The 20,299-nt window shown below is 63.6% G+C and carries 16 protein-coding genes; 10 read left to right on the forward strand and 6 right to left on the reverse strand.

Going from position 1 to position 20,299, the window contains the following annotated elements:
• Positions 1-19 precede the first annotated feature (19 nt).
• From G7048_RS09235 to G7048_RS09245, 3 genes are all read left to right on the forward strand, one after another.
• Positions 20-3,202 (forward strand): efflux RND transporter permease subunit, encoded by a 3,183-nt coding sequence (locus G7048_RS09235; RefSeq protein ID WP_166067850.1) that lies wholly within the window; start codon positions 20-22, stop codon positions 3,200-3,202.
• Positions 3,195-4,658, forward strand: coding sequence for an efflux transporter outer membrane subunit (locus G7048_RS09240; RefSeq protein WP_166067851.1), 1,464 nt, complete (start codon positions 3,195-3,197; stop codon positions 4,656-4,658). The genes G7048_RS09235 and G7048_RS09240 overlap by 8 nt, the downstream gene beginning before the upstream one ends.
• Positions 4,659-4,860: 202 nt before the next feature.
• Positions 4,861-5,727 (forward strand): cytochrome c5 family protein, encoded by an 867-nt coding sequence (locus tag G7048_RS09245; RefSeq protein WP_166067852.1) that lies wholly within the window; start codon positions 4,861-4,863, stop codon positions 5,725-5,727.
• Between the two features lie 581 nt (positions 5,728-6,308).
• Here G7048_RS09245 and G7048_RS09250 read toward each other — a convergent pair.
• Genes G7048_RS09250 through G7048_RS09260 form a run of 3 tightly spaced genes read right to left on the reverse strand, consistent with a single transcriptional unit; the run spans position 6,309 to position 8,416 of the window.
• Positions 6,309-6,860, reverse strand: a complete 552-nt coding sequence (locus tag G7048_RS09250) for a DUF2946 family protein (RefSeq protein WP_166067853.1) — start codon at positions 6,858-6,860, stop codon at positions 6,309-6,311.
• 42 nt (positions 6,861-6,902) lie between these two features.
• Positions 6,903-7,907, reverse strand: coding sequence for a YheT family hydrolase (locus G7048_RS09255; RefSeq protein ID WP_166067854.1), 1,005 nt, complete (start codon positions 7,905-7,907; stop codon positions 6,903-6,905).
• 56 nt (positions 7,908-7,963) lie between these two features.
• Positions 7,964-8,416, reverse strand: a complete 453-nt coding sequence (locus G7048_RS09260; protein ID WP_166067855.1) for a nuclear transport factor 2 family protein — start codon at positions 8,414-8,416, stop codon at positions 7,964-7,966.
• A gap of 219 nt (positions 8,417-8,635) precedes the next feature.
• Between G7048_RS09260 and G7048_RS09265 the strand changes: the two genes are divergently transcribed.
• The 3 genes from G7048_RS09265 (at position 8,636) to G7048_RS09275 (ending at position 10,852) form a co-directional block, all read left to right on the forward strand.
• Positions 8,636-9,247, forward strand: coding sequence for a LemA family protein (locus G7048_RS09265; protein WP_166070889.1), 612 nt, complete (start codon positions 8,636-8,638; stop codon positions 9,245-9,247).
• Positions 9,248-9,293: 46 nt separating this feature from the next.
• Positions 9,294-10,235: a YgcG family protein gene (locus G7048_RS09270; protein WP_166070890.1), complete on the forward strand. Its 942-nt coding sequence runs from the start codon at positions 9,294-9,296 to the stop codon at positions 10,233-10,235.
• Between the two features lie 68 nt (positions 10,236-10,303).
• Entirely contained in the window at positions 10,304-10,852 is a 549-nt protein-coding gene (locus G7048_RS09275) for a TPM domain-containing protein (RefSeq protein WP_166067856.1), read from the forward strand.
• Positions 10,853-10,871: 19 nt separating this feature from the next.
• On the opposite strand, the gene G7048_RS09280 is transcribed toward G7048_RS09275, so the two are convergent.
• Together G7048_RS09280 and G7048_RS09285 are read right to left on the reverse strand one after the other, a co-directional pair.
• The gene (locus G7048_RS09280) at positions 10,872-11,318 is read right to left on the reverse strand and encodes a type III secretion system chaperone (RefSeq protein ID WP_166067857.1); all 447 of its coding nucleotides are present in this window, start codon (positions 11,316-11,318) and stop codon (positions 10,872-10,874) included.
• A gap of 162 nt (positions 11,319-11,480) precedes the next feature.
• Complete coding sequence (locus G7048_RS09285) at positions 11,481-11,912, reverse strand: ATP-binding protein (RefSeq protein ID WP_166067858.1); 432 nt, start codon at positions 11,910-11,912, stop codon at positions 11,481-11,483.
• 98 nt (positions 11,913-12,010) lie between these two features.
• On the opposite strand from G7048_RS09285, the gene G7048_RS09290 reads away from it, so the two are divergent.
• Genes G7048_RS09290 through G7048_RS09300 form a run of 3 tightly spaced genes read left to right on the forward strand, consistent with a single transcriptional unit; the run spans position 12,011 to position 16,774 of the window.
• Complete coding sequence (locus G7048_RS09290; protein ID WP_166067859.1) at positions 12,011-12,787, forward strand: hypothetical protein; 777 nt, start codon at positions 12,011-12,013, stop codon at positions 12,785-12,787.
• A complete protein-coding gene (locus G7048_RS09295) occupies positions 12,784-14,712 on the forward strand; it encodes a hypothetical protein (RefSeq protein ID WP_166067861.1) in 1,929 nt (642 codons plus the stop codon). Before G7048_RS09290 ends, G7048_RS09295 begins: the two co-directional genes overlap by 4 nt.
• The gene (locus G7048_RS09300) at positions 14,702-16,774 is read left to right on the forward strand and encodes a PP2C family protein-serine/threonine phosphatase (protein ID WP_166067862.1); all 2,073 of its coding nucleotides are present in this window, start codon (positions 14,702-14,704) and stop codon (positions 16,772-16,774) included. Before G7048_RS09295 ends, G7048_RS09300 begins: the two co-directional genes overlap by 11 nt.
• On the opposite strand, the gene G7048_RS09305 is transcribed toward G7048_RS09300, so the two are convergent.
• On the reverse strand, positions 16,753-17,511 hold the full coding sequence (locus G7048_RS09305; RefSeq protein WP_166067863.1) for a GNAT family N-acetyltransferase: 759 nt from the start codon (positions 17,509-17,511) through the stop codon (positions 16,753-16,755). The two genes, G7048_RS09300 and G7048_RS09305, sit on opposite strands and share 22 nt — an antisense overlap.
• Before the next feature lie 104 nt (positions 17,512-17,615).
• On the opposite strand from G7048_RS09305, the gene G7048_RS09310 reads away from it, so the two are divergent.
• Positions 17,616-20,252, forward strand: a complete 2,637-nt coding sequence (locus G7048_RS09310) for an MFS transporter (RefSeq protein ID WP_166067864.1) — start codon at positions 17,616-17,618, stop codon at positions 20,250-20,252.
• The last annotated feature ends 47 nt before the right edge of the window (positions 20,253-20,299 follow it).

Genomic DNA, 20,299 nt, shown 5'->3' on the forward strand with positions numbered 1-20,299 from the left:
ATAGTAGAAACGACCTCACATGTCGAAGTTCTTTATCCACAGACCCATCTTTGCATGGGTGATTGCCATTTTTGTGGTGCTGTTCGGTATTGTGTCGATCACACAATTGCCGGTGGCACAGTTCCCGTCGGTCGCGCCGCCCACCATCTCGGTGACGGCGACCTATCCGGGCGCGACTTCGGAGACGATGACCGACTCCGTGCTGCAGCTCATCGAGCGTGAAATGAACGGCGCGACCGGTCTCATGTACATGGAGACCAAGGCCCCCGCCGGTGGCCAGGGCACGCTGACCATCACGTTCCAGCCGGGCACCGACCCGAACCTCGCGCAGGTGGACGTGCAGAACCGTCTGGCCCGTGCCACGCCGCGTCTGCCCTCCGTGGTGCAGGCGCTGGGCGTGCGCGTCGAACAGGCGATGAGCAACTTCCTGATGATTCTGGCGTTCCAGTCCACGGACGGTGCCACATCGCGCGATGACATTGCCGACTACGTGAACCGCAACGTGCTGCCTGAAGTCCAGCGTCTCGACGGTGTAGGCAAGGCCCAGCTGTTTGCGGCCGGTCGCGCGATGCGCGTCTGGATCGATCCAGCCAAACTGCAAGGCTACGGCCTGTCGATCGCGTCGGTGAATGCTGCGATTGCCGCACAGAACCAGCAGATCTCCGGCGGTGCGCTGGGCGATGCGCCCTCGATCCCCGGCACGACCATGAGCGCCACCATCGTGGTGCCCGGTCAGTTGACCACGCCCGAGCAATTCGGCGAAGTGGTGCTGCGCTCGAACTCTGACGGTTCCACTGTTCGCATCAAGGACGTGGCGCGCGTCGAACTGGGCGTGGAAACCTACGCCTTCAATTCGCGTCTGGACGGCAAGCCTGCCGTGGCCATGGCCGTGCAGCTCACCTCGACCGCGAACGCCATGGCGACCGCCAAGCTGGTGAACGCCAAGATGGAATCGATCGCTCCCTACCTGCCCGCAGGCGTGAAGTGGTCGGCTCCTTACGACACGTCCAAGTTCGTGAAGATCTCCATCGAAAAGGTAGTCCACACGCTGCTCGAAGCCATCGTGCTGGTGTTCATCGTGATGCTGATCTTCCTGCAGAACATCCGCTACACGCTGATCCCGACCATCGTGGTGCCTATTGCATTGCTGGGCACATTCGCCGTGATGCTGCTCGCGGGCCTGACCATCAACATTCTGGCGATGTTCGCCATGGTGCTGGTGATCGGTATCGTGGTGGACGATGCCATCGTGGTGGTGGAAAACGTCGAACGGATCATGTCCGAAGAAGGCATTCCGCCCAAGGAAGCCACGCTCAAGGCCATGGGCCAGATCCAGGGCGCCGTGGTCGGCATCACCGTGATTCTGGTGACCGTGTTCATTCCGTTGGCGCTGTTCAGCGGCGCGACCGGCAACATCTACCGCCAGTTCTCGCTGGTGATGGCGATCTCGATCTTCTTCTCCGGCTTCTTCGCGCTGACGCTGACTCCCGCCCTGTGCGCGACCATGCTCAAGCCGATTGCCAAGGGCCATGCCCATGACAAGAAGACCGGCCTGCTGGGTCCGTTCTACAACTGGTTCAACCGCAACTTCGACAAGGGCGCCAAGCAGTACCAACGTGCTGTGGGCGGCGTGGTCAAGCGCTCGTTCCAGTCGCTGATCGTGTTCCTGCTGGTGGTTGCCGGCATGGTGTTCATGTTCATGCGCATGCCGACCTCGTTCCTGCCCGTGGAAGACCAGGGCTACGTGATCTCGCTGGTGCAACTGCCACCGGGCGCGACACAGGAGCGCACGAGCAAGACCATGGGCGAGCTCGAAGACTTCGTGCTGTCGCAGCCAGAAACCGACCACATCGTGTCGATTCTGGGCTTCAGCTTCTCCGGTCAGGGTCAGAACATGGGCCTGGCGTTCACCACGCTCAAGGACTGGTCCGCACGTACCGCGCCAGGTCAGGATGCGAACTCGTTCGCTGGCAAGACCATGGGCGCGATGATGAAGATCCGTGACGGCTTCATCTACACGCTGGTGCCGCCTTCGATCCCTGAACTGGGCAACAGCGACGGCTTCACCTTCCGCCTGCAGGACCGCGGCAGCAAGGGCCACGCAGCGCTGGTCGCCGCCCGCAACCAACTGATCGCCAAGGCCAACCAGAGCCCCTTCCTCGACGGTGTGCGCTTTGACGGCGTGGACGATGCCCCGCAGTGGGAAGTCAAGATCAACCGCGACGCCGTGGCAGCACAGCGCGTGAGCATGGGCGATCTGGCCACCACGCTGGCAACGGCGCTGGGCTCCAGCAACTCGACCGACTTCCCGAACAACGGCTACATGCAGCGCGTGACCATTCAGGCCGACGCCGGTCGCCGCATGCAACCGGAAGACGTGCTGCGCCTGACGGTGCCCAACGCCGCCGGCAAGCTGGTCGAACTCTCGACCATGGTGACCGCCAAGTGGATCTCCGGCCCGATGCAGGTGACCCGCTACAACGGCTATCCATCGATGAGCATCACCGGCAACGCCAAGAAGCCCTACACCAGCGGTCAGGCCATGACCGAGATGCAGAAGCTCGCGGCCGATCTGCCGGAAGGCTTCGGCTTCGAATGGACCGGTCAGTCGCTGGACGAACGCAAGGCGGGCTCCTCGGCCATGTACCTGTACGCGTTCTCGATTCTGGCCGTGTTCCTGTGCCTGGCTGCGCTGTACGAAAGCTGGTCGATCCCGCTATCCGTGATGCTGGTGGTGCCGCTGGGCGTGTTCGGCGCGCTGCTGGGCATGCTGCTGCGCGGAATGCCCAACGACATCTACTTCCAGGTGGCGCTGATCACGGTGATTGGTCTGTCGGCGAAGAACGCGATTCTGATCGTGGAATTCGCCAAGGACCTGCACGCGGAAGGCATGAGCGCGCTCGACGCGGCGCTCGAAGCTGCCCATCTGCGTTTCCGCCCGATTCTGATGACCTCGCTGGCCTTCATTCTGGGCGTGGTGCCGCTCTATATCGCCTCTGGCGCGAGCGCGGCCAGCCAGCGTGAAATCGGTACCGGCGTGTTCTGGGGCATGGTGATCGGCACGCCGCTGGCCGTGTTCCTGGTGCCCGTGTTCTTCGTCGTCGTGTTCAAGCTCTTCGGCAAGAAGGAATCGCAGAATCTGCCAGCGCAAAATAACGGCAACGCCATTGCTGCCCCGGGAGGTTCCACACATCATGAGTAACAACAGAAAGCTCGTTCCCACCCTGCTGGCCGTCGCCCTGATGGCGACGGGCTGCTCGTTCATTCCGCAGATGGGCAAGACCGACTTGCCCGTGGTCGATCAATACCCGATCGCCACGGCCGCGACCAACACCCCGGCCGCCGACATTCCGTGGAAGAGCTTCTACACCGATGCCCGTCTGCAGCAGATCATCGGTCTGGCGCTGGAGAACAACCGCGACCTGCGTGTCGCGGTGCTCAACATCGACAAGGCACGCGCGGCCTATGACATCCAGGGCTCGGCGCTCTACCCCGAAGTGGGTGTGAGTGCCAACGCCTCGCGTGGCAAGAGCCAACTGACGGGTCAGTACGCCAACAGCTACTCCGTGGGCCTCGGCACCGCCAGCTGGGAAATCGACTTCTGGGGCCGCATCCGCAGCCTCAAGGACCAAGCCCTCGCCACCTATCTGGCTACGGAAGAAGGTCGCAAAGCCACGCAGATCAGCCTGATCGCCGCCGTGGCGAACTCTTGGCTGTCCCTGCAGGCCGACGAGGAACTGCTCGAAATCTCGCGCAGTACGCTGCGGACACGCGAAGAATCCATCAAGCTGGCCAAGCTGCGTCTGGACGCGGGTGCGGCCTCCGAGCTGGACTACCGCCAGGCCCAGACGCTGACCGAAACCGCACGCGCCACGCTCGCTGCCCAGACGCGCCAGCGCGATCTGGACATCAACGCGCTCACGCTGCTGGTCGGCGGTCAGGTGCCGCAGGAGCTGTTCACCAGCCTCAAGGGCAAGAAGCTGAACGACCTGCCCGCACTCACCGACGTGCCCGCAGGCCTGCCATCCGACCTGCTGCTGCGCCGCCCGGACATCCGCTCCGCCGAGCTGCAGATGGAAGCCGCCAACGCCAACATCGGCGCGGCCCGTGCGCTGTTCTTCCCGAACATCTCGCTGACCGCCTCCGCAGGTTTCGCCAACAACGAAATCTCGGACCTGTTCCAGTCGGGCTCGAAGTTCTTCAGCATCGCACCGTCGTTGTATCTGCCGATCTTCAACGCCGGCCGCAACCAAGCCAACCTCGAAGTGGCCGAAGTCAGCAAGAAGATTGCTGCGGCGCAGTATGAAAAGTCGATCCAGACCGCCTTCCGCGAAGTCTCGGATTCGCTGGTCAGCCGCCGCACGCTGGTCGATCAACTGACAGCGCAGCAAGCCCAGGTCGACGCCGTGAGCGCCCAGTTCAAGCTGTCCGACCTGCGCTACCGCAACGGCGTGTCCAGCTATCTGGACCTGCTGGACGCCCAGCGCACCCTGTTCAGCGCCGAGCAGGCCGTGGTGCAGGTGCGTCTGGCCATGCTGCAGAACCAGGTCAACCTGTACAAGGTGCTGGGCGGCGGCTGGAGCCCCGAGGACGACCGCGCTGCCGCCGAGAAATCAGCGAGCGCCAAGGGCAAAGAAGCCGACAAGACTATTCAGTAATTCATCTGAATACTCAGTCTTCTATTGATCAAGGGCGCTTCGGCGCCCTTTTCGTTTGTATTTAGTTGTTGTGAAATTGACTCAACGCAAGCCAATTCTGCGCCCAACGTCAACCCGGAACTTCGCCCGGTCGCCTTTGAAAGTCCCGTCTATATAATCGTTGGATAACTTTAGTTCGATAAACGCTGAGACTGAGGACCCCATGAGCGACACCCACGAAGAAGCGCACACCGGCCCAATCAAGAATCCAAAACAATTTCTGGTGACGGTCATCGCGTCATTTGTGATTCCTGTGTTCATCATCATTGGCCTCGTCTACTTTGTCACATCCCAGGACAAACCGGCAGCCGGTAATGGCAACCCCGAAAAGGCGCTGGCCGAGCGCATTCAAAAAGTCGGCAGCGTGGAAATCCGCGACGCCAACCGTCCGTTGCGCAATGGCGACGAAGTCTACAAAGTCCAATGCGCGGCCTGCCACGGCACCGGCGCTGCGGGCGCTCCCAAGTTCGAAGATGCAGCAGCCTGGGCGCCCCGCCTGAAGCAGGGCTTCGAAGCACTGGTGCAATCCTCGCTCAAGGGCAAGGGCGCCATGGCTCCGCAAGGCGGCGGCGACTTCAACGACCTCGAAATCGCTCGCGGCGTGGCTTACATGGCCAACGCAGCTGGCGGCAAGTTCCCTATTCCAGAGAAGCCAGCGGCTGATGGCGCTGCTCCTGCAGCCGCAGCAGCTGCTCCGGCACCAGCCCCTGCGGCCGAACCCGCTCCTGCTCCAGTTGCTGCCGCCGCCGCACCAGCTCCCGCCGCTGCCCCGGCGGCGGCGGCTGTGAGTGCCGACGCTGGCAAGGCGCTGTATGACAAGACCTGCTTTGTCTGCCACGCCGCCGGTGTGGCGGGTGCGCCGAAGTTTGGTGACAAGAACGCCTGGGCTCCGTTTGTCGCGACAGGTATCGACGCTATGGTGAAGGTGGCCATTTCGGGCAAGGGCGCCATGCCTCCGAAGGGTGGGTCCACGGCTTCGGACGATGAAATTCGGGCTGCTGTGCAGTACATGGTGGATCACGCGAAGTAATCTTTTCCCTCTTTTGGGAATGGCGCTTTGTTGAAGGAGAACTGGCTTTTTGGGCCGGTTTTTCTTTTTGGGCTTTGTTGTTTGTTTTAGTGCGGGTGCCGGGTCTCGCCCCGGCGGGCGAGTAACTTTTCGCTGGCGCGCGAAAAGTCACCAAAAGCGCGCTTGAATTCGGGGGCACACGATAGAACTCACTGCGCGCCAAAGGCGCTCCGTTCGGGCAACTATCGTGAGTCAGATTTTTCATAAGAGGTGCGTTACGGCACTTCGCGTTGCTCGTGCTGCATCTCGCGACCGCGCGAGATGCCTATGCATAAGCGCTGTGACGAATTTGATGTGAGACTCGACTCGACGCGCGCGACAACCAAGATCATTCCGTCGCGAGACTTGCGCCACCGCTGCTGTATCGCAGAATGCAGCAGCGCCCTCCCCAGTTTTTGGTCTGACTCACGATAGTTGCCCGAGCGGAGCGACGCAGTCGCGCAGCGAGTTCTATCGTGGGTATTGAAAAAGCGATTTTTGGTGACTTTTTGGCGCAAGCAAAAAGTTACTCGCCCGCCGGGGCGAGACCCGGCCAGCCACCCTCAGCCAAGAGCAGCAGTCACCCGAACAAACCCAAACCTCTCAGGCAAAGAACCCCAAACCACCTCCTCAGGCGAGGAAGAAAGCAACCCAAAGTCCATGGCAGAAGCAGCATCCACCATATCCTGCGGATGCACCACCCCCACCCCGGCGGGAAGCACAAGATACAGCCGCCCTTCCTCATCCATCAACGCCTCGCGCAGCGCAGCAATCCGCTGCGGCAAGCCGGTGTGCGTGTGAACATGCAACTCCCCCGTGGCCGAGTCGAACCTGAGCCGCCACACCCAAGGCGTGTTTTCCAGATCGACGAACACGCGCTGCGGGCCGTTCTGGAAAAACCAGCGACCGTCATCGTCTTCGAGGTAGTTGCGGCCGATGAATTCGATCAGTTTTTCGTGCTCGATGCGGTTGCCGCGTGACTCGGGGAAAGGGCCTGCGGCCTGCACCTCGGCGTCGCGCAGATACCAGTTGCCGCGCGCGTCCAGGGCCAGCCAGCCGTGGCAGGCGGGCACATTGGGCCACTTGGCCATTGCCTGTTTGACGATTTCATCCATTCGGCGATTGTGCCCTGCCTCGGGCACTTCCTCACCGCGTCATCAGTGCTCGGCCAGCCAGCCTGTGACCTGTTCGGGCACCGAGCGCACATGGCCGGGCCAGCCGCCTTGGGTGAAGCCGACATGGCCGCCCTCTTGTGGTTGCCAGAGCAGCACATGTTTGCTCGCGTCCTGCGCCTTGGGCAGGCTGGCGGCGGGCACGAAGGGGTCGTTGCGGGCGTTGATCACGAGAGCGGGAATGCGCACCTGCGTGAGCAGCGGTTTGGCCGATGCCTTGCGCCAGTAGTCGTCGGCATCGCGAAAGCCGTGCAGCGGGGCTGTGAAGACGTCATCAAAACCATGCAGATCGCGCACGCCGCGCAGGCGTTCGGCGTCGAACAAATCCGGATATTGCGCGAGTTTTGTGAGCGCCTTGGGGACCATCGAGCGCAGAAACATGCGCGCGTAGATCTGCCGGTTGAAGCCCTGATCGATGGCCGCGCCGCTTGCGGCCAGGTCCAGCGGCGAGCAGATAGCCGCCACACCATCGACCACGCGCGCTGCGTTCGAGCCGAGCTCGCCTGCCCAGCGCATCAAGGCGTTTCCACCCAGCGAAACGCCCACGGCATAGAGCGGTGGGCGCACGACGGTGTTGGCACCGCCCTGCAGCGCAGCAAAGCGCTCCAGCAGCCAGTCCACTTCCTCGAAATCGCCCGAGTGATAGGCGCGCGGGGCCAGATTGATCTCACCGCTGCAGCCACGAAAATGCGGCACCGCAAAATTCCAGCCGCGTGCTGCGGCCACGTCGGCGAAGGCCTTGGCGTAATGGCTGCCGGACGAGCCCTCCAAGCCGTGGAACAGCACCAGCAAGGGAGCGGGCGAAGCATCGGCATTTGCGCCGCGCTGCAGGAAATCCACGTCGACAAAATCCTGGCCATCGGGCGTGTTCCAGCGCTCGCGTCGCCACACGGCAGCAGCCTGCGATGACGATGTGCTGCGCGCGCACATCGCCGACCAGATGGTCTGTGCATTTCCGCCGGGCAGCCACCAGGGGGCTGTGTACTTCATCTGCAAATCAACGACTCCTCCTGGCCCGTCACGGGATCTTTTTTCGCGTGTTTCGATCAATGCAGCACATGCGCGCGCGGTGGTGGCGCGCCGCGTTCGCCGGGGGCCGCCGCGCTCGCGTGATGCGCGACGATGCGCCAGCCCTGCGGCAGCTTCATGTACACATTGGTAGCGTAGACCAGCGCCTCGCGCGGGCCATCGGGCAGGGTCACCACCACATGTTCGACCACATTGTGCACGGCGCTGCCGTGGGAATCCATGCGCACGACCTCGCCGGGCTTCACGTTCAGGCCGCCGCGCTCCAGCATGCCGGCAAACATCTCTCGGATCGACTGAATGCCGAGCACGCGCGCGCCGCCGCCGGGATGCACGCAGAAGACATCATCGTCATCGGCCCAGCAGGCCATCAGGCGCTCCAGATCGGCGGCCTGCAGCGCCTCGTAGAACGCGGCCTCCACCTCATCGGGACTGCCTGCCAGCAGGGCCGCGCGCGTTGTTGCTCGTTTCATGGTTTCACCATCAGACAAGGTTAAATTCTGTAATGCACCCACCTGTGCAGCCTGAGGACCTACAAGGCGGGAAGCATAATTTATGCAAAATGTGTGACACTGCGCCTCTCACATGACCCAACACGCCCATGGTGAACGCGTGATCGGCGGCCATGCCTGCATGCGCCGGCGCACAGGTTTTCCGATCCATCCCTCTTTCTACCTCATACGCCCATGACCATCAAACGCCTCCTTGGATTCATCGCGACAGTGGCCACCGCTCTGGCATTGACCGGCTGCGGCTACAACCAGTTCCAGCAACTCGACGAGCAAAGCAAGGCCGCATGGAGCGAGGTGCTCAACCAATACCAGCGCCGCGCAGACCTCGTGCCCAACATCGTGGCATCGGTGAAGGGCGAGGCCAACTTCGAGCAGGAAACGCTGACCAAGGTGATCGAGGCCCGCTCCAAGGCCACGTCCATCCAGGCCACGCCCGATCTGGTGAACAACCCCGAAGCGTTCAACAAGTTCCAGCAGGCACAAGGCGAGCTCTCCAGCGCCCTCTCGCGCCTGATGGTGGTGTCCGAGCGCTATCCTGACCTGAAGGCCAACCAGGCATTCCGCGACCTGCGCGTGACGCTGGAAGGCACGGAAAACCGCATCACTGTGGCGCGCAACCGCTACATCCAGACCGTTCAGGACTACAACGTGCTGGCCCGCAGCTTCCCCAACAACCTGACCGCCATGGTCATGGGCTACAAGCCCAAGCCCAACTTCAGCGTGCAGAACGAAGCTGAAATCAGCAAGCCACCAACGGTCGATTTCTCGGCTCCTGCCGCCAGCAAGCCCTGAGCGTTGATTGACTGATAGAAAAGCCGTGCTGCTGATTCCGATGCGGATGTTGTCGTCGTTTCCTGCGAATTTGCTGCGGGCCTGGCTCTCAGCCTGTCTGTTGTGGTTCGGTCTTGGCGGTGCACATGCGCAGCAGTTGCTGCCCGTGCCCGCGCTCACCTCGCATGTGATCGACCAGACCAGCACACTGGACGCATCCGCCAAAGCCTCGCTTGAATCGCAGCTCGCAGGCATCGAGCAAAAGCATGGCTCGCAGGTGGTCGTGCTCATGGTGCCGACCACCGCGCCCGAGGACATCGCCTCGTACGCCAACCGCATCGGCAATGCGTGGAAGATCGGCCGCAAGGATGTGGGCGATGGCCTGATCATTCTCGTGGCCAAGAACGACCGGCGCATGCGCATCGAGGTCTCCAAGACGCTCGAAGGCGCGGTGCCCGACTTGGCTGCCGCCCGCATCATCGACGGAGCGATGGCGCCCAAGTTCAAGCAGAACGACTACGCCGGAGGCTTGCAGGCCGCCATCGACCAGATCGGCTCGCGCATCGCGGGCGAAGCCCTGCCGCTGCCCAAAGCACCGAGCGCGCAAGGGCAACGCAGCAGCAACCAGAATTCTGGCTTTGCGTGGGAAGACATGGCGATCTTCCTGTTCTTCGCCGTGATGGTCGCAGGCCCCATCGCGCGCGGCATCTTCGGGCGGCCCCTCGGCGGTCTGCTGATGGGTGGCGGCGTCGGTTTCGTGGCCTTCATCATCACGACCAGCATCGGTCTTGCTGCGGGCGCTGGCATTCTCGCGCTGCTCTACACCGTGCTGTTTGCAGGCAAGGGCGGAGGCGGTCCCATCGTGCATGGCGGCGGCTTCCCCGGCGGATTCGGCGGTGGTGGCGGCGGCTTTGGTGGAGGGGGCGGCGGATTCAGCGGCGGCGGAGGTGGTTTCAGTTCCGGCGGCGGTGGCGACTTCGGCGGCGGCGGTGCGTCCGGCGACTGGTGATGAACACTCCACCCGAACACGCATCCCAGCATCCCGCAAACAGGACAACGCAGCAAGGCACTTCAACGATGGAACAGCACTCCCGGCATTCGACAGGACTTTTTGCCCGGCTCGCGCGACTGGTGCGCAACCGCATGGCAGAAGGCTCACTGCGCCGCGTGCTGCCCGCCGATGTGCAGCAGCGTCTGGCCGAACGCGTGGCGGCCAGCGAGAAACGCCACACCGGCCAAATCCGCATCTGTGTGGAAGGTGGTCTGCCACTGTCCTACATCTGGCGCTCGGCCAGTGCCCGTGAGCGCGCAGTCACGCAGTTCGGCAAACTGCGCGTGTGGGACACCGAACACAACAACGGCGTGCTCATCTACCTGCTGGTGGCCGAGCACACCATCGAAATCCTCGCCGACCGCGGCATCGCGCGCCATGTCGATCCCAAGGTCTGGCACGAGATGGTCGCCCGCATGCGCGAGCAGTTCCGCGAAGGCCACTACGAAGACGGCCTGACCGAAGCGATTGCCGCTGTGACCATGGCGCTGGTGGAGCAATACCCGGCGGCTGAAGGCGGCAGCGAAAGACATGCCAACGAGCTGCCCGACGGGCCGGTCGTGATCAGCAACTGAAGCCAGCGCAGCGCGCGGCTCAGATCCGCTGTGCCCACATCGCCATGGGAGCGGGCGCTCGCTGACCTGCCTGCGGACTTTCCTTGAGCCGCTTGTCCCAGCGCTCGGCATGGTCGAGCAGCATCTCGGTGGCCTGCAGCAGCACCGAAGCGCTCGCATCGGCAAACGGCACCGGCAGATGCAGCACCGCGCGATCCTGCTCATCGAGTCCCACCCAACCGCCGCCGAAACCTGCGCCCAGCCAGTTGCCGCGAAGCAGCAATCGCAGGCCCTCGGAATCGAGCGTCTGCTTTTCCAGCGCGCAGCTCAGCAGCCAGCGCGACTGCGCGGGCACATGGCGAATCACCACCGCCAAGCTGCCATCGAACACCAGGTGACAGCAGCCCTGCGAATCAGCGCGCAAGGCTGGGATTCCGATGAGCTTGCCCAATTCGGAAATCAATTCATCGGTGGACAAAGGCTGCATGGGAGGTGTCGGGGAAGTGAATGAAAAGAAAGTTGGTGCGGAAATGGAACGATCGGGCGGCTGCGGTTACTCACGATTTTTCTTCTGTGCTGCAGCTCGACCGTCGGGGACGTGAATGCCAATGATAAACCCGGATGATTTGCATCTGGATTCCCCCTGCGATCAGGCCTTGGCCGGAAGAGTTCGACTGACCAGCACCTCATTCACATGACCGTCCCGGCGGTACGCAAACTGATCCGCAAGGTTTCTGACGAAATGCACGCCCAGACCACCGATCTCCCGCTCCTCGATGGGCGCGTTCACGTCCACCTCGGCGGCGGCGGTCGGATCGTAGGCGGGGCCTTCATCACGCAGCAGGGCACGCAGATGCGCGGGTGCGATGAAGTCGATCTGCACGGCCACCGGACCGCCCTTTCCCTGATACGCATGCATGGCCACGTTGGTCAGCAGCTCGTCGAGCATCAGGCCGAACGATGCGATCAGCGCAGGCGGAACGTCGTGCTCCTCACCCCATGCTTCCATGCGCTCGAAGAACGGCGGCAGCTCATCGACAGTGCCATTCAACGAACACAGAAGCTGGATGGAGGGGCTCATAAAAGCGGCGTCTTGAAGAACAAGGAACAACTGCAAAAGCGTTGCAGACCACATGCCGACAAGCATCGTGCGACATGTTTGAACGGGGGCATTGTGGCATGAGCAATCCGATTTCCGCCAGTGTTCGTGACACCGACAACACACAAAAACCCACGCTGAATGCGCTGCTGGAAGTGGCCGGACTGTGGTGGCTGATGATCAGCGCGGGCGTGCTGCTGATCGCTGCATTGCTGCTGCAGGTCTATGGCCGCGAGGTGGACAGCATCCAGCAATCGCGCGTGTCGCTGACCATTGCAGAGCTGCAGGAAACGATCGAAACCGACATCGCGCTCGGCCTCGATCTGGCGGAAAACCACGGCATCACCTTCAAGCTGGAAGCCGCTCTGGCGGCCGACGCATCGCTGCACGCCATCGATGTCGTGAGCCGCAACGGCGTCGCATTGTTCAGCACCGATCGTGGTGCCGTGGGCGAGCGCTGGCAGGCCGCAGTCACCACGGCCGCCGATGCAGGCGTGCACGGCAATCATCGCTGGAGCACGGTCATCGACAACGAGACTGTGAGCGGTGTGTTGCTGCACAACGCGTTCGGCGAAGTGATCGGCCATGTGACGGCGACCTATGCCGCACCGCCATCGCGCCTGAGCGCTGCAGCGCTGCGCGTCGGCATGCCGCTGTGGATGGCGGCGTTGGCCTCGCTTGCCGTGCTCGCCATGGTCTCGTTGCTTGCCGCGCGTTGGGCGCTCGCACCGCAATACCGGCATCTGGAAGCGGAACGGACAGGCGTGTTGAACGCATCGAACGCCAAGGCCACCGAGGTGCGCGCGCGCCTCGATGAATGCCTTGCCAAACTCGACGCCATGGAGGCTGCGGAATGACCAGGCAGCACAGCACATCGCAACGTCTCGGCTGGATGGGATTGCTGCTTCTGCTGCTGACCAGTCTCGCGCTGAGTGGCGTCACATACCGCCTGCTGCACCAACTGCGAATGGACAGCGAGACTGCGCGCGCGCAGTTGCTTGCGCAATCGGTGGCGCAGCGCGTCGAGCATGCGCTGGCGGTTGGCGTGCCGCTGGAGCAATTGCAGGGCATGCAGGCGTTTCTTGAACACCGACTCAAGACGCACGCGGACATCGCATCGATCGCACTGTTGAATGCCGATGGCAAGGTGCTGTGGCAAGCGCGTGCGAACATCGCCAACAGTGACGCAAGCAACGCCGCACAGGCCAACGCGCCGGTTGCGATGCACTCTCGCCAACCATTGGCCAGCGTGCGTCTGGAACTGCAATCGAGCGACCTGCAGTCCTTTGCCGCAAGCACGGCGATGCTGCTGGTTCCGGTGATCATTCTGCTGTCCGCGCTGGCATTTCTTGCCGCGCGTTTCAGCGAAGCGCAAGGCCCGCTGCTGCGCAATTTCGCTGCACGTCTGGGCACGCGCGCGATTCTCAACGGGCGCTTCGACAGCTCATTCGTCATCGCCCAACGCCGCGAATATGACTTGCGCGTGCAGAACCTGGGACATGCCACACGCCATGTCCACGAAACGCTGGTGCGCGTGCGCCGCCTCATCGCCTCGCTGCGGGTGACCGAGCCGCAATCGTCCCGACGCGACCGCCTCGATCAACTGCTGCACGAAGCCGAAGGCCGGGACCGGTTTGCAGACAACGGCCTGCTGCAGATTCGCGTCGTCGCCGCGCAAGCGCAGGCGTTCTGGGCCTGCCTGCTGGTGTCCATCAGCAGCATGGCCATGACCATGCTCGCGACAAGCGATGCGGCCACAACGCCCTTGCAGACCTGGGTGCAGACCTGGCGTCTGCCGCTTTTCGTTGCCTGCGCCGTCGTGGGTGCCCTGCTGATCAGTCGCACACGCCTGCGCCCGCATGTCAGCTTGATGGCTTGCTGCATCGCGCTGTGCGGACTGGGCATTGCATGGTCCATGGGTTGGCTGGAGCGCCTTGCCGTCAACGCCGACCTGCTCGCCATGCCGCTGCTTGGCGGTGCCATGGCAGGCGCGGCCTTGCTCGCCTGCATGCAGGTGCAGATGCAACGCGGCGGCAGCACGATCGCCGCCACTCCGCACTGGCCCGTCGCCGCCATCGGCGCATGGAGCATTGCACTGCTGTGGATGGCACCAGCGCTTGCCGCCGTCACGCAAAGCGCCTTGGGCGAGCGACTCGGCGCGGCCGCGTTGATGCTGCCCGCACTCTGCTGCATAGTGCATCTGCTGCAGTGGAACGCACCACGCAGCGCATGGCGCATGGCGTTGGGCGCGTCTTCCGCACAGCCCGCGTTCCGCATCTCGCCCGCGCTGTCGGCTGCAGCAGCGACCGGCGTGCTGGCAATGCTGCTCGACTCGCTCACATGGGGCACTGCCAGCATTGCAATCAACGGCATGCTCGGCATCGGCGTCATGGCGGGTCTGTACCGACCCATTCTGCGCAGCAGACAACTGCTCGTCATGCTGCTGCTGTGCGCTCTGCTGTGGATGCTCAGCCAGTTGTTGAAAGACAGTGCGCTGCTGCACAGTGGCATCGCATGCGTGGCCGCACTGGCGCAAGGCTGGGTGCTGGGCTGCATGCTCAAGTCCAACGGACCCTGGCACGAACCGAAGGCACCGCACCATCTCATCGCGGTGACGCTGGGCGCATCGGCCGCCATGTGGTTGCTGCAGCTTTCACTGCCGCCCATCAGCCTGCCGCTTGCGGCCTGCGCACTGCTGGGCGCGGGGCTTTGGAAGCTCGCGCATCAAGCCGTTGGTTTGAACACAGCGCCAGACTCACCCGGAGCATCCGATGCAGCTTAAGCGACGCATTCTGCTGATCCTGCTTCTGGCGATGGCATTGCTGGTCGGCGCGTTGACGTTGACGGGCTGGCTCGGCGAGCAACGCTGGCAGCAGCGCTACAACGATGCCCTGCTGCAGAACCAGCGCATCGCCTGGGACAAGCTGCAAAGCGAGCAACTGGAGAATCTGGAAGCCGTCGCGCGCAGGCTGCTGGAGAACCCGGACTTCCAGAACGTGCGCGACCCGCAAGCCACGATGCGCATCGAAGCCCTGCTCGCTCGCACTGTGCGCGAGGCGAGCCCCGGCATGCGCATCGACGTGCTTTCGCCGCGCGGCTCGCTGCTTGCCACCACCGAGACATCGCTCGACCCGCAGCCGATGGCCGAGATCGGCTGGATTCAACGCGCCCACTCGATGGACGAGGAGGTGCAGTCGCTCATCCAGCTTGCACCGCAGCGATACGAATGGGTGAAGATCATCGGTTTCGACCATGGTGCCATCGCCATCGGGCAGGACGTCGCACCGCATCTGAGCGCCTTGTCCGACTACCTCGGCGGCCGGATTTTTTTGAGCAATATGCGCGGTGCCTACGCCATCGGCACCGATGCGGGTGTGCTCAAGAACCTCGTCCCCGACGTGCCCGTGCGCACACCGCGTGCGCAGATCGACACCGTTGGCGAAGGAGAACTTCAGGGCCACGCGCTGCAGATCATCAGCCAGCCGGTTCGCAACTTCGATCAACGTGTTGTCGGTGCGCTGGTGTGGGTGCAGGATGTCACGGCAAGCCATCGTTCGGACCGGCTCTTCAACGCGCTGTCGCTGGCCGCAGCGTTGTGCTTTGCCGCGATGCTGGTGCTGGCGATCGCACTCTATGTGCACCACGCGATGGAGCCGCTCAAGCGCTCGGTCAACGTGCTCAAGGCCTTGTCCAACGGGCGCATCGACGCGGCGCTCGATGATGGTGACGAGGACAGCGAAGACGAAGCCGGAGCCATCGCCCGAGGCGTGGTCGCCATCCGCACCGAGCTGCTCAATCTGGACACGCTGCGCCAGGAGCGCGTGCGCACGCGCGTGCAACAGGAGCGGCTGATCCGCGACCAGTTGCGCACGCTGGCGGACAGCCTCGACCCGACCTCGCGCGAAGAGATTCTGTCGGCGCTCGGCTCGCGCAACGAATCGCCAGCCTTGCCCGCTTCAAGCGGCGTCGACACGCCCAACCAGTTGGCCGATCTGGCAGGCATTCTTGGCCGCATGTCCGGCCTGGTGAGCACGCAGCAGAACCGTCTGCTCAAGCTGCTGCGCGAACTGCAGGCGGCCATGCAGACACAGGCGCTGTTCGCCAGTCTCCAGCAGGAGCTGGAAATCGCGCGCCAGATGCAATTGTCCATCCTGCCGCGCACAGCGCCTTCAATCAGCGAGGTCGAAATTGCCGCGCGGATGATTCCAGCCAAGGAGGTCGGCGGAGACTTCTACGACTACTTCTCCATCGACGACGAGCACCTGGCCGTGATCGTGGCCGACGTGTCCGGCAAAGGCGTTCCCGCCGCGTTCTTCATGGCGATCTCGCGCACGCTGCTCAAGAGCAATGCGATGCACTACAAGACGCCCGGCAAGACGATCTCGGCGCTCAACGATCAACTGTGCGCAGAGAACGACCAGATGATGTTCGTGACCGTGTTCTACGGCGTGCTGCATCTGCCAACGGGGCGTTTCAGCTATGTGAACGCGGGCCACAACCCGCCTGTGCGTGTGCGCTCCGGACAGGCTGAGTATTTCCCGTCGGGCCAGAACATGGCGCTGGCCGTGCTGGAGGAGCAGGACTACGAAGAGAGCGAAGTGCAGCTTGCCGTCGGCGAATCACTGGTGCTCTATACCGATGGCGTGACCGAAGCCACCAACAACGCGGGCGCATTGTTTGGTGAGCCCGCCTTGCTCGATGCGCTTCATGCGCGCACTGCCGATCTTTCCACCGCACAAGTGCCAGAGCATCTGGTGCAGGCTGTGCGCAGCTTTGAAGCCGGTGCCGCGCAAGCGGATGACATCACCGTTGTCGCGCTCACCTACAGAGGGGTCGCGCCATGATGCAACGCCCGCACGTAGCGCAGCGTCACGAGGTCGTCGTCGCGGCGCAGTTCGGCCACGCCGACATAGCCGTTGCGCGTCGCACGGCTTTGCGCGTCCAGATCGGCGCTGTCGATGAGTCGCTCGTCCGCCATGTCGAAGTGCGCACCGCGATGCAGATCGATGCGCATCACATGGCGCTTGAGACCATCGATGTCACCCGTCCAGCCGATGTGCATTCCCTGACGCATCAGGTTGTGGCGGCTGCGATGATTGTGCAGCGACACCATCGCCAGGCAGTACGGCCTGCCCTGCGCCTGCGACATGGCCAGACGCACCGCCAGCAAGGTGCGCTGCAGCCCATTGCCACGCCATTGCGGCAACACCATGCAGCTCGAAATGTGCGCGACTTTGTCGAGCAAAGGCGCCGCCAACCCCAGCACCACGCCAAGATGGCCGGCATCCTGCGGCTGCGGAAAACCCACCATCGCGTAGGCGATCAACTGCTCTCCATGGTAGACGCCGATGGTCTGTCCACGATGGCCGGTGTGTGCGGTGAAGAAGGCCGCCTCGTCGTCCTCGCGCACATAGAAATCGGGGTTCGGAAGATCGCGGATCACCTCGTCGCGCAAGCCTTGCCATTGCACCAGGTCCTGCGCCGTCAGCACACGCGTGGTGACCTGCGGCAGATGCGAGAAGGCCGAGGCCGGAGGCAACTGCGGCGGTATGGCGATGAGGGACTCTGCGTCGGAAATCAAGAACTCTCCTGCGTTGATCGCAGCGCGATGCACGCTGTGCTGCGAATGATAAACACGCCACGTGACATTGCACAGCGCTGCGGTTCAAACACATCGGCACCGCCATGAATTCGCGCACCGTGGCGTCGGCACCGATCGGCCTTGCACCCACCATCGCGCTGCGGCTGCGCCGCGAGGCACTGCTCTGCGCGGCCATCTTCACGCTGATGCTGTTCGGTCTCTCGCTGCTGTTGATCGCATGGCGCACCGAGCAATTGCTGACCCAGCTCTCGCAGGAACGCGTTGCGCGTCTCGTTCTGCAGGTCAACAGCGAATCGGAGCGTGGTCTGCGTTTTGGCGTGGGGCTTTCGGACCAGCAAGGTCTGCAAGGTCAACTCGGCAGAGCATTGGCGCAGGAGCCGCTCATGCGGGCCATCTGGGTCACGTCGGATCGCGGCGAGCTGCTTGCAAGCGAAGGTCCGCGCAGCTATCAGCGGTTGGTGCAAGCGCCATGGACTGCTGCGCTGCTCGCCTCATCGACACCGCTCACCACCACCCGCAGCACGCCCACCGCCAGCCTGATGGGCTCGGCCTTGCGCGATGCCAGCGGGTCGGCTGTCGCCGTGACATGGGCTGCGTTCGATCTGCAAGCCATTCGAGAACAGGCCCGAGACGCCGCGTTCACGATGCTGTTGCGCGGACTGCCGTTGGCACTCACCACATTCGTCGTGATGTGGTGGGCGCTGCTGCAGTGGAGCAGACAGGTGCTCGCGTCGCTGGAGCGCTCCGGCAGCGCTCGCCATCGGCCCCATGTCCGCGCCACGGCCGTCGCGCTGTGCCTGCTCGTGCTGACGCTGGCACCCATGGGCATGGTGTGGTCGGCACGCGAGGCCGTGCGTCCGCTGGTGTCGCAGCAGCTCGAAAACAATGCCCGCGACGTGGCGCAGACACTGGGCTCGGAGATCGATCGCGCATTGCGCCTGGGCATACCGCAAACGCATCTCCATGGCTTGCAGGAGCTGTTTGCGACCAAGCTCGAACAGGCACCCGAGCTCAGCTACATCGCCCTGCGCGGCGCACATGAGAACACGGCGCACATCACCTGGGCCAACGCACTTGCCCACGCGCCACTGAGTGCGGCCAGCCTTGAACGCCAGACCATCGCGCTGAAACAGCAAGGCTCCGGTTCGCTCGCCGTGGGCTACTCCCACAACTATGTGGATGGGCAATTGCGCGGCATGGTGATCGATCTGGTGCTGGCCTTTGTGATCGCCATCGTGCTCATGCGCGAGGTGACACGCGGGCTGTGGCGCAAGTCGCTGCTGCATCCCTTGCTGCAGTTCGAGGAAGGCCGCATCTGGCAGCGCATCCGCACAGTTTGGGAGCGCAACCATACGGTCCTGCCGCAGACTGCCGACAACGATGCCCGTCTGGCGAAGGAGTGTCTGCAGCAACTGCAATCGACCATCGCGCCGCAGAAGACCCACGATGCGGACAACACGCAATCGCCTGCGTGGGTATCGGGCCAGATCACCTTGCTGCGCCTGACGGTGTTTCTCATCGCGCTGTCCGAAGAGTTGCTGCGCCCGTTCTTCACGGTCTTCGCCAGCGAGGTGCAGGCCGCCGATTCGCGCCTCTCGCCCGCCATGGTGGCAGGCATGCCCGTGGCCGCCTTCATGGCCACGCTGGCACTCACGCAGGTGGCGGGGCCCAGCATCGTGCGGCGCTTCGATCTGCGCTGGAGCCTGATGGCCGTGGCGCTGGTCGGCACCTGCGCCATGGCCGCAACCTCGATGGCGCGCGATGTGCATTCGCTCGTCGCGCTGCGCGCGCTGGCGGGCGTGGCCTACGGTCTTGGTTTCATCATCGCGCAGACGGCGGTGGTGCGCATCACACCCGGACAACGACGCGCGCGCGGGCTCTCCGAAATCTCCGCCGCCATCGTCGCCGCAGGCATCGTCGGGCCACCGTTCGGCGGAATGATCGCGGCCCGCGCAGGAGACGCCGTCGGCTTCGTGGCCTGCGCGCTGTGCCTCATCGCAGCGGCACTCGTGGCGCTGCGGCTGTCGATACGCAGACAGGCGGTCGTCGCCAATCAGTCCGCAGGCCTTGCCACCACCGGCGGCTGGCGCGGCTACATGGCGGTGCTGCGCGAGCCGCGCGCCATCATGGTGATTCTCGGCGCGGCACTGCCGGCGCGGTTGGTCGCCGTGACCGTGCTGTCGGTCGTGGTGCCGCTGTACATGAGCGCATTGCAGCAGCCCCCCGCCGTGGCCGGGCGCGTGCTGCTGCTGTACTTTCTGTGCTTTGCCGCCACGTCCACTCTGGTCGCGCACTGGTCCGACATCACCGGGCAGCGCAAATCCTTCATCTATCTGGGTGGCCTGCTCAGCGTGCTGGCCTGCGCGTCGATGGTGCTGTTCGACGGTGCCACCGGCATGGCTGTCTGCTGTGCCTTGCTGGGACTGGGGCAGGCGTTCCAATCCGCGCCGCAGATCGCCCTCGCGACCGAAGTGTTCGAGCCGCGTCAGGGCACGCAAGAATCATCGGCCTCACCCGAACAGGCACTCGCCGCATTCCGCTTCATCGAGCGAGCGGGCAGCATCGTCGCACCGTTTGTGACCGCAGTCGCCATCACCGCCTGGGGCTATGCAGGTGCCGTGCTGGCCGTGGGCCTGATCGTCGCAACGGCCACGCTGGCCATGATGGCCGGGCTGCGCAAACCCGCGCATGTCGGCGCATCCGGAGCACCGCAGCCATGACACGAACTCAACCCATCCACATCATGATCTCCCAGCCGTCAGGAGCT

The organism is Diaphorobacter sp. HDW4B (assembly GCF_011305535.1).
Classification (GTDB): domain Bacteria; phylum Pseudomonadota; class Gammaproteobacteria; order Burkholderiales; family Burkholderiaceae_C; genus Diaphorobacter_A.

Coding starts and splice junctions, on each gene's coding strand:
- G7048_RS09235 (WP_166067850.1), top strand. CDS start 20: ATGTCGAAGTTCTTTATCCACAGACCCATCTTTGCATGGGTGATTGCC.
- G7048_RS09240 (WP_166067851.1), top strand. CDS start 3,195: ATGAGTAACAACAGAAAGCTCGTTCCCACCCTGCTGGCCGTCGCCCTG.
- G7048_RS09245 (WP_166067852.1), top strand. CDS start 4,861: ATGAGCGACACCCACGAAGAAGCGCACACCGGCCCAATCAAGAATCCA.
- G7048_RS09250 (WP_166067853.1), bottom strand. CDS start 6,860: ATGGATGAAATCGTCAAACAGGCAATGGCCAAGTGGCCCAATGTGCCC.
- G7048_RS09255 (WP_166067854.1), bottom strand. CDS start 7,907: ATGAAGTACACAGCCCCCTGGTGGCTGCCCGGCGGAAATGCACAGACC.
- G7048_RS09260 (WP_166067855.1), bottom strand. CDS start 8,416: ATGAAACGAGCAACAACGCGCGCGGCCCTGCTGGCAGGCAGTCCCGAT.
- G7048_RS09270 (WP_166070890.1), top strand. CDS start 9,294: ATGTTGTCGTCGTTTCCTGCGAATTTGCTGCGGGCCTGGCTCTCAGCC.
- G7048_RS09275 (WP_166067856.1), top strand. CDS start 10,304: ATGGAACAGCACTCCCGGCATTCGACAGGACTTTTTGCCCGGCTCGCG.
- G7048_RS09280 (WP_166067857.1), bottom strand. CDS start 11,318: ATGCAGCCTTTGTCCACCGATGAATTGATTTCCGAATTGGGCAAGCTC.
- G7048_RS09285 (WP_166067858.1), bottom strand. CDS start 11,912: ATGAGCCCCTCCATCCAGCTTCTGTGTTCGTTGAATGGCACTGTCGAT.
- G7048_RS09290 (WP_166067859.1), top strand. CDS start 12,011: ATGAGCAATCCGATTTCCGCCAGTGTTCGTGACACCGACAACACACAA.
- G7048_RS09295 (WP_166067861.1), top strand. CDS start 12,784: ATGACCAGGCAGCACAGCACATCGCAACGTCTCGGCTGGATGGGATTG.
- G7048_RS09300 (WP_166067862.1), top strand. CDS start 14,702: ATGCAGCTTAAGCGACGCATTCTGCTGATCCTGCTTCTGGCGATGGCA.
- G7048_RS09310 (WP_166067864.1), top strand. CDS start 17,616: ATGAATTCGCGCACCGTGGCGTCGGCACCGATCGGCCTTGCACCCACC.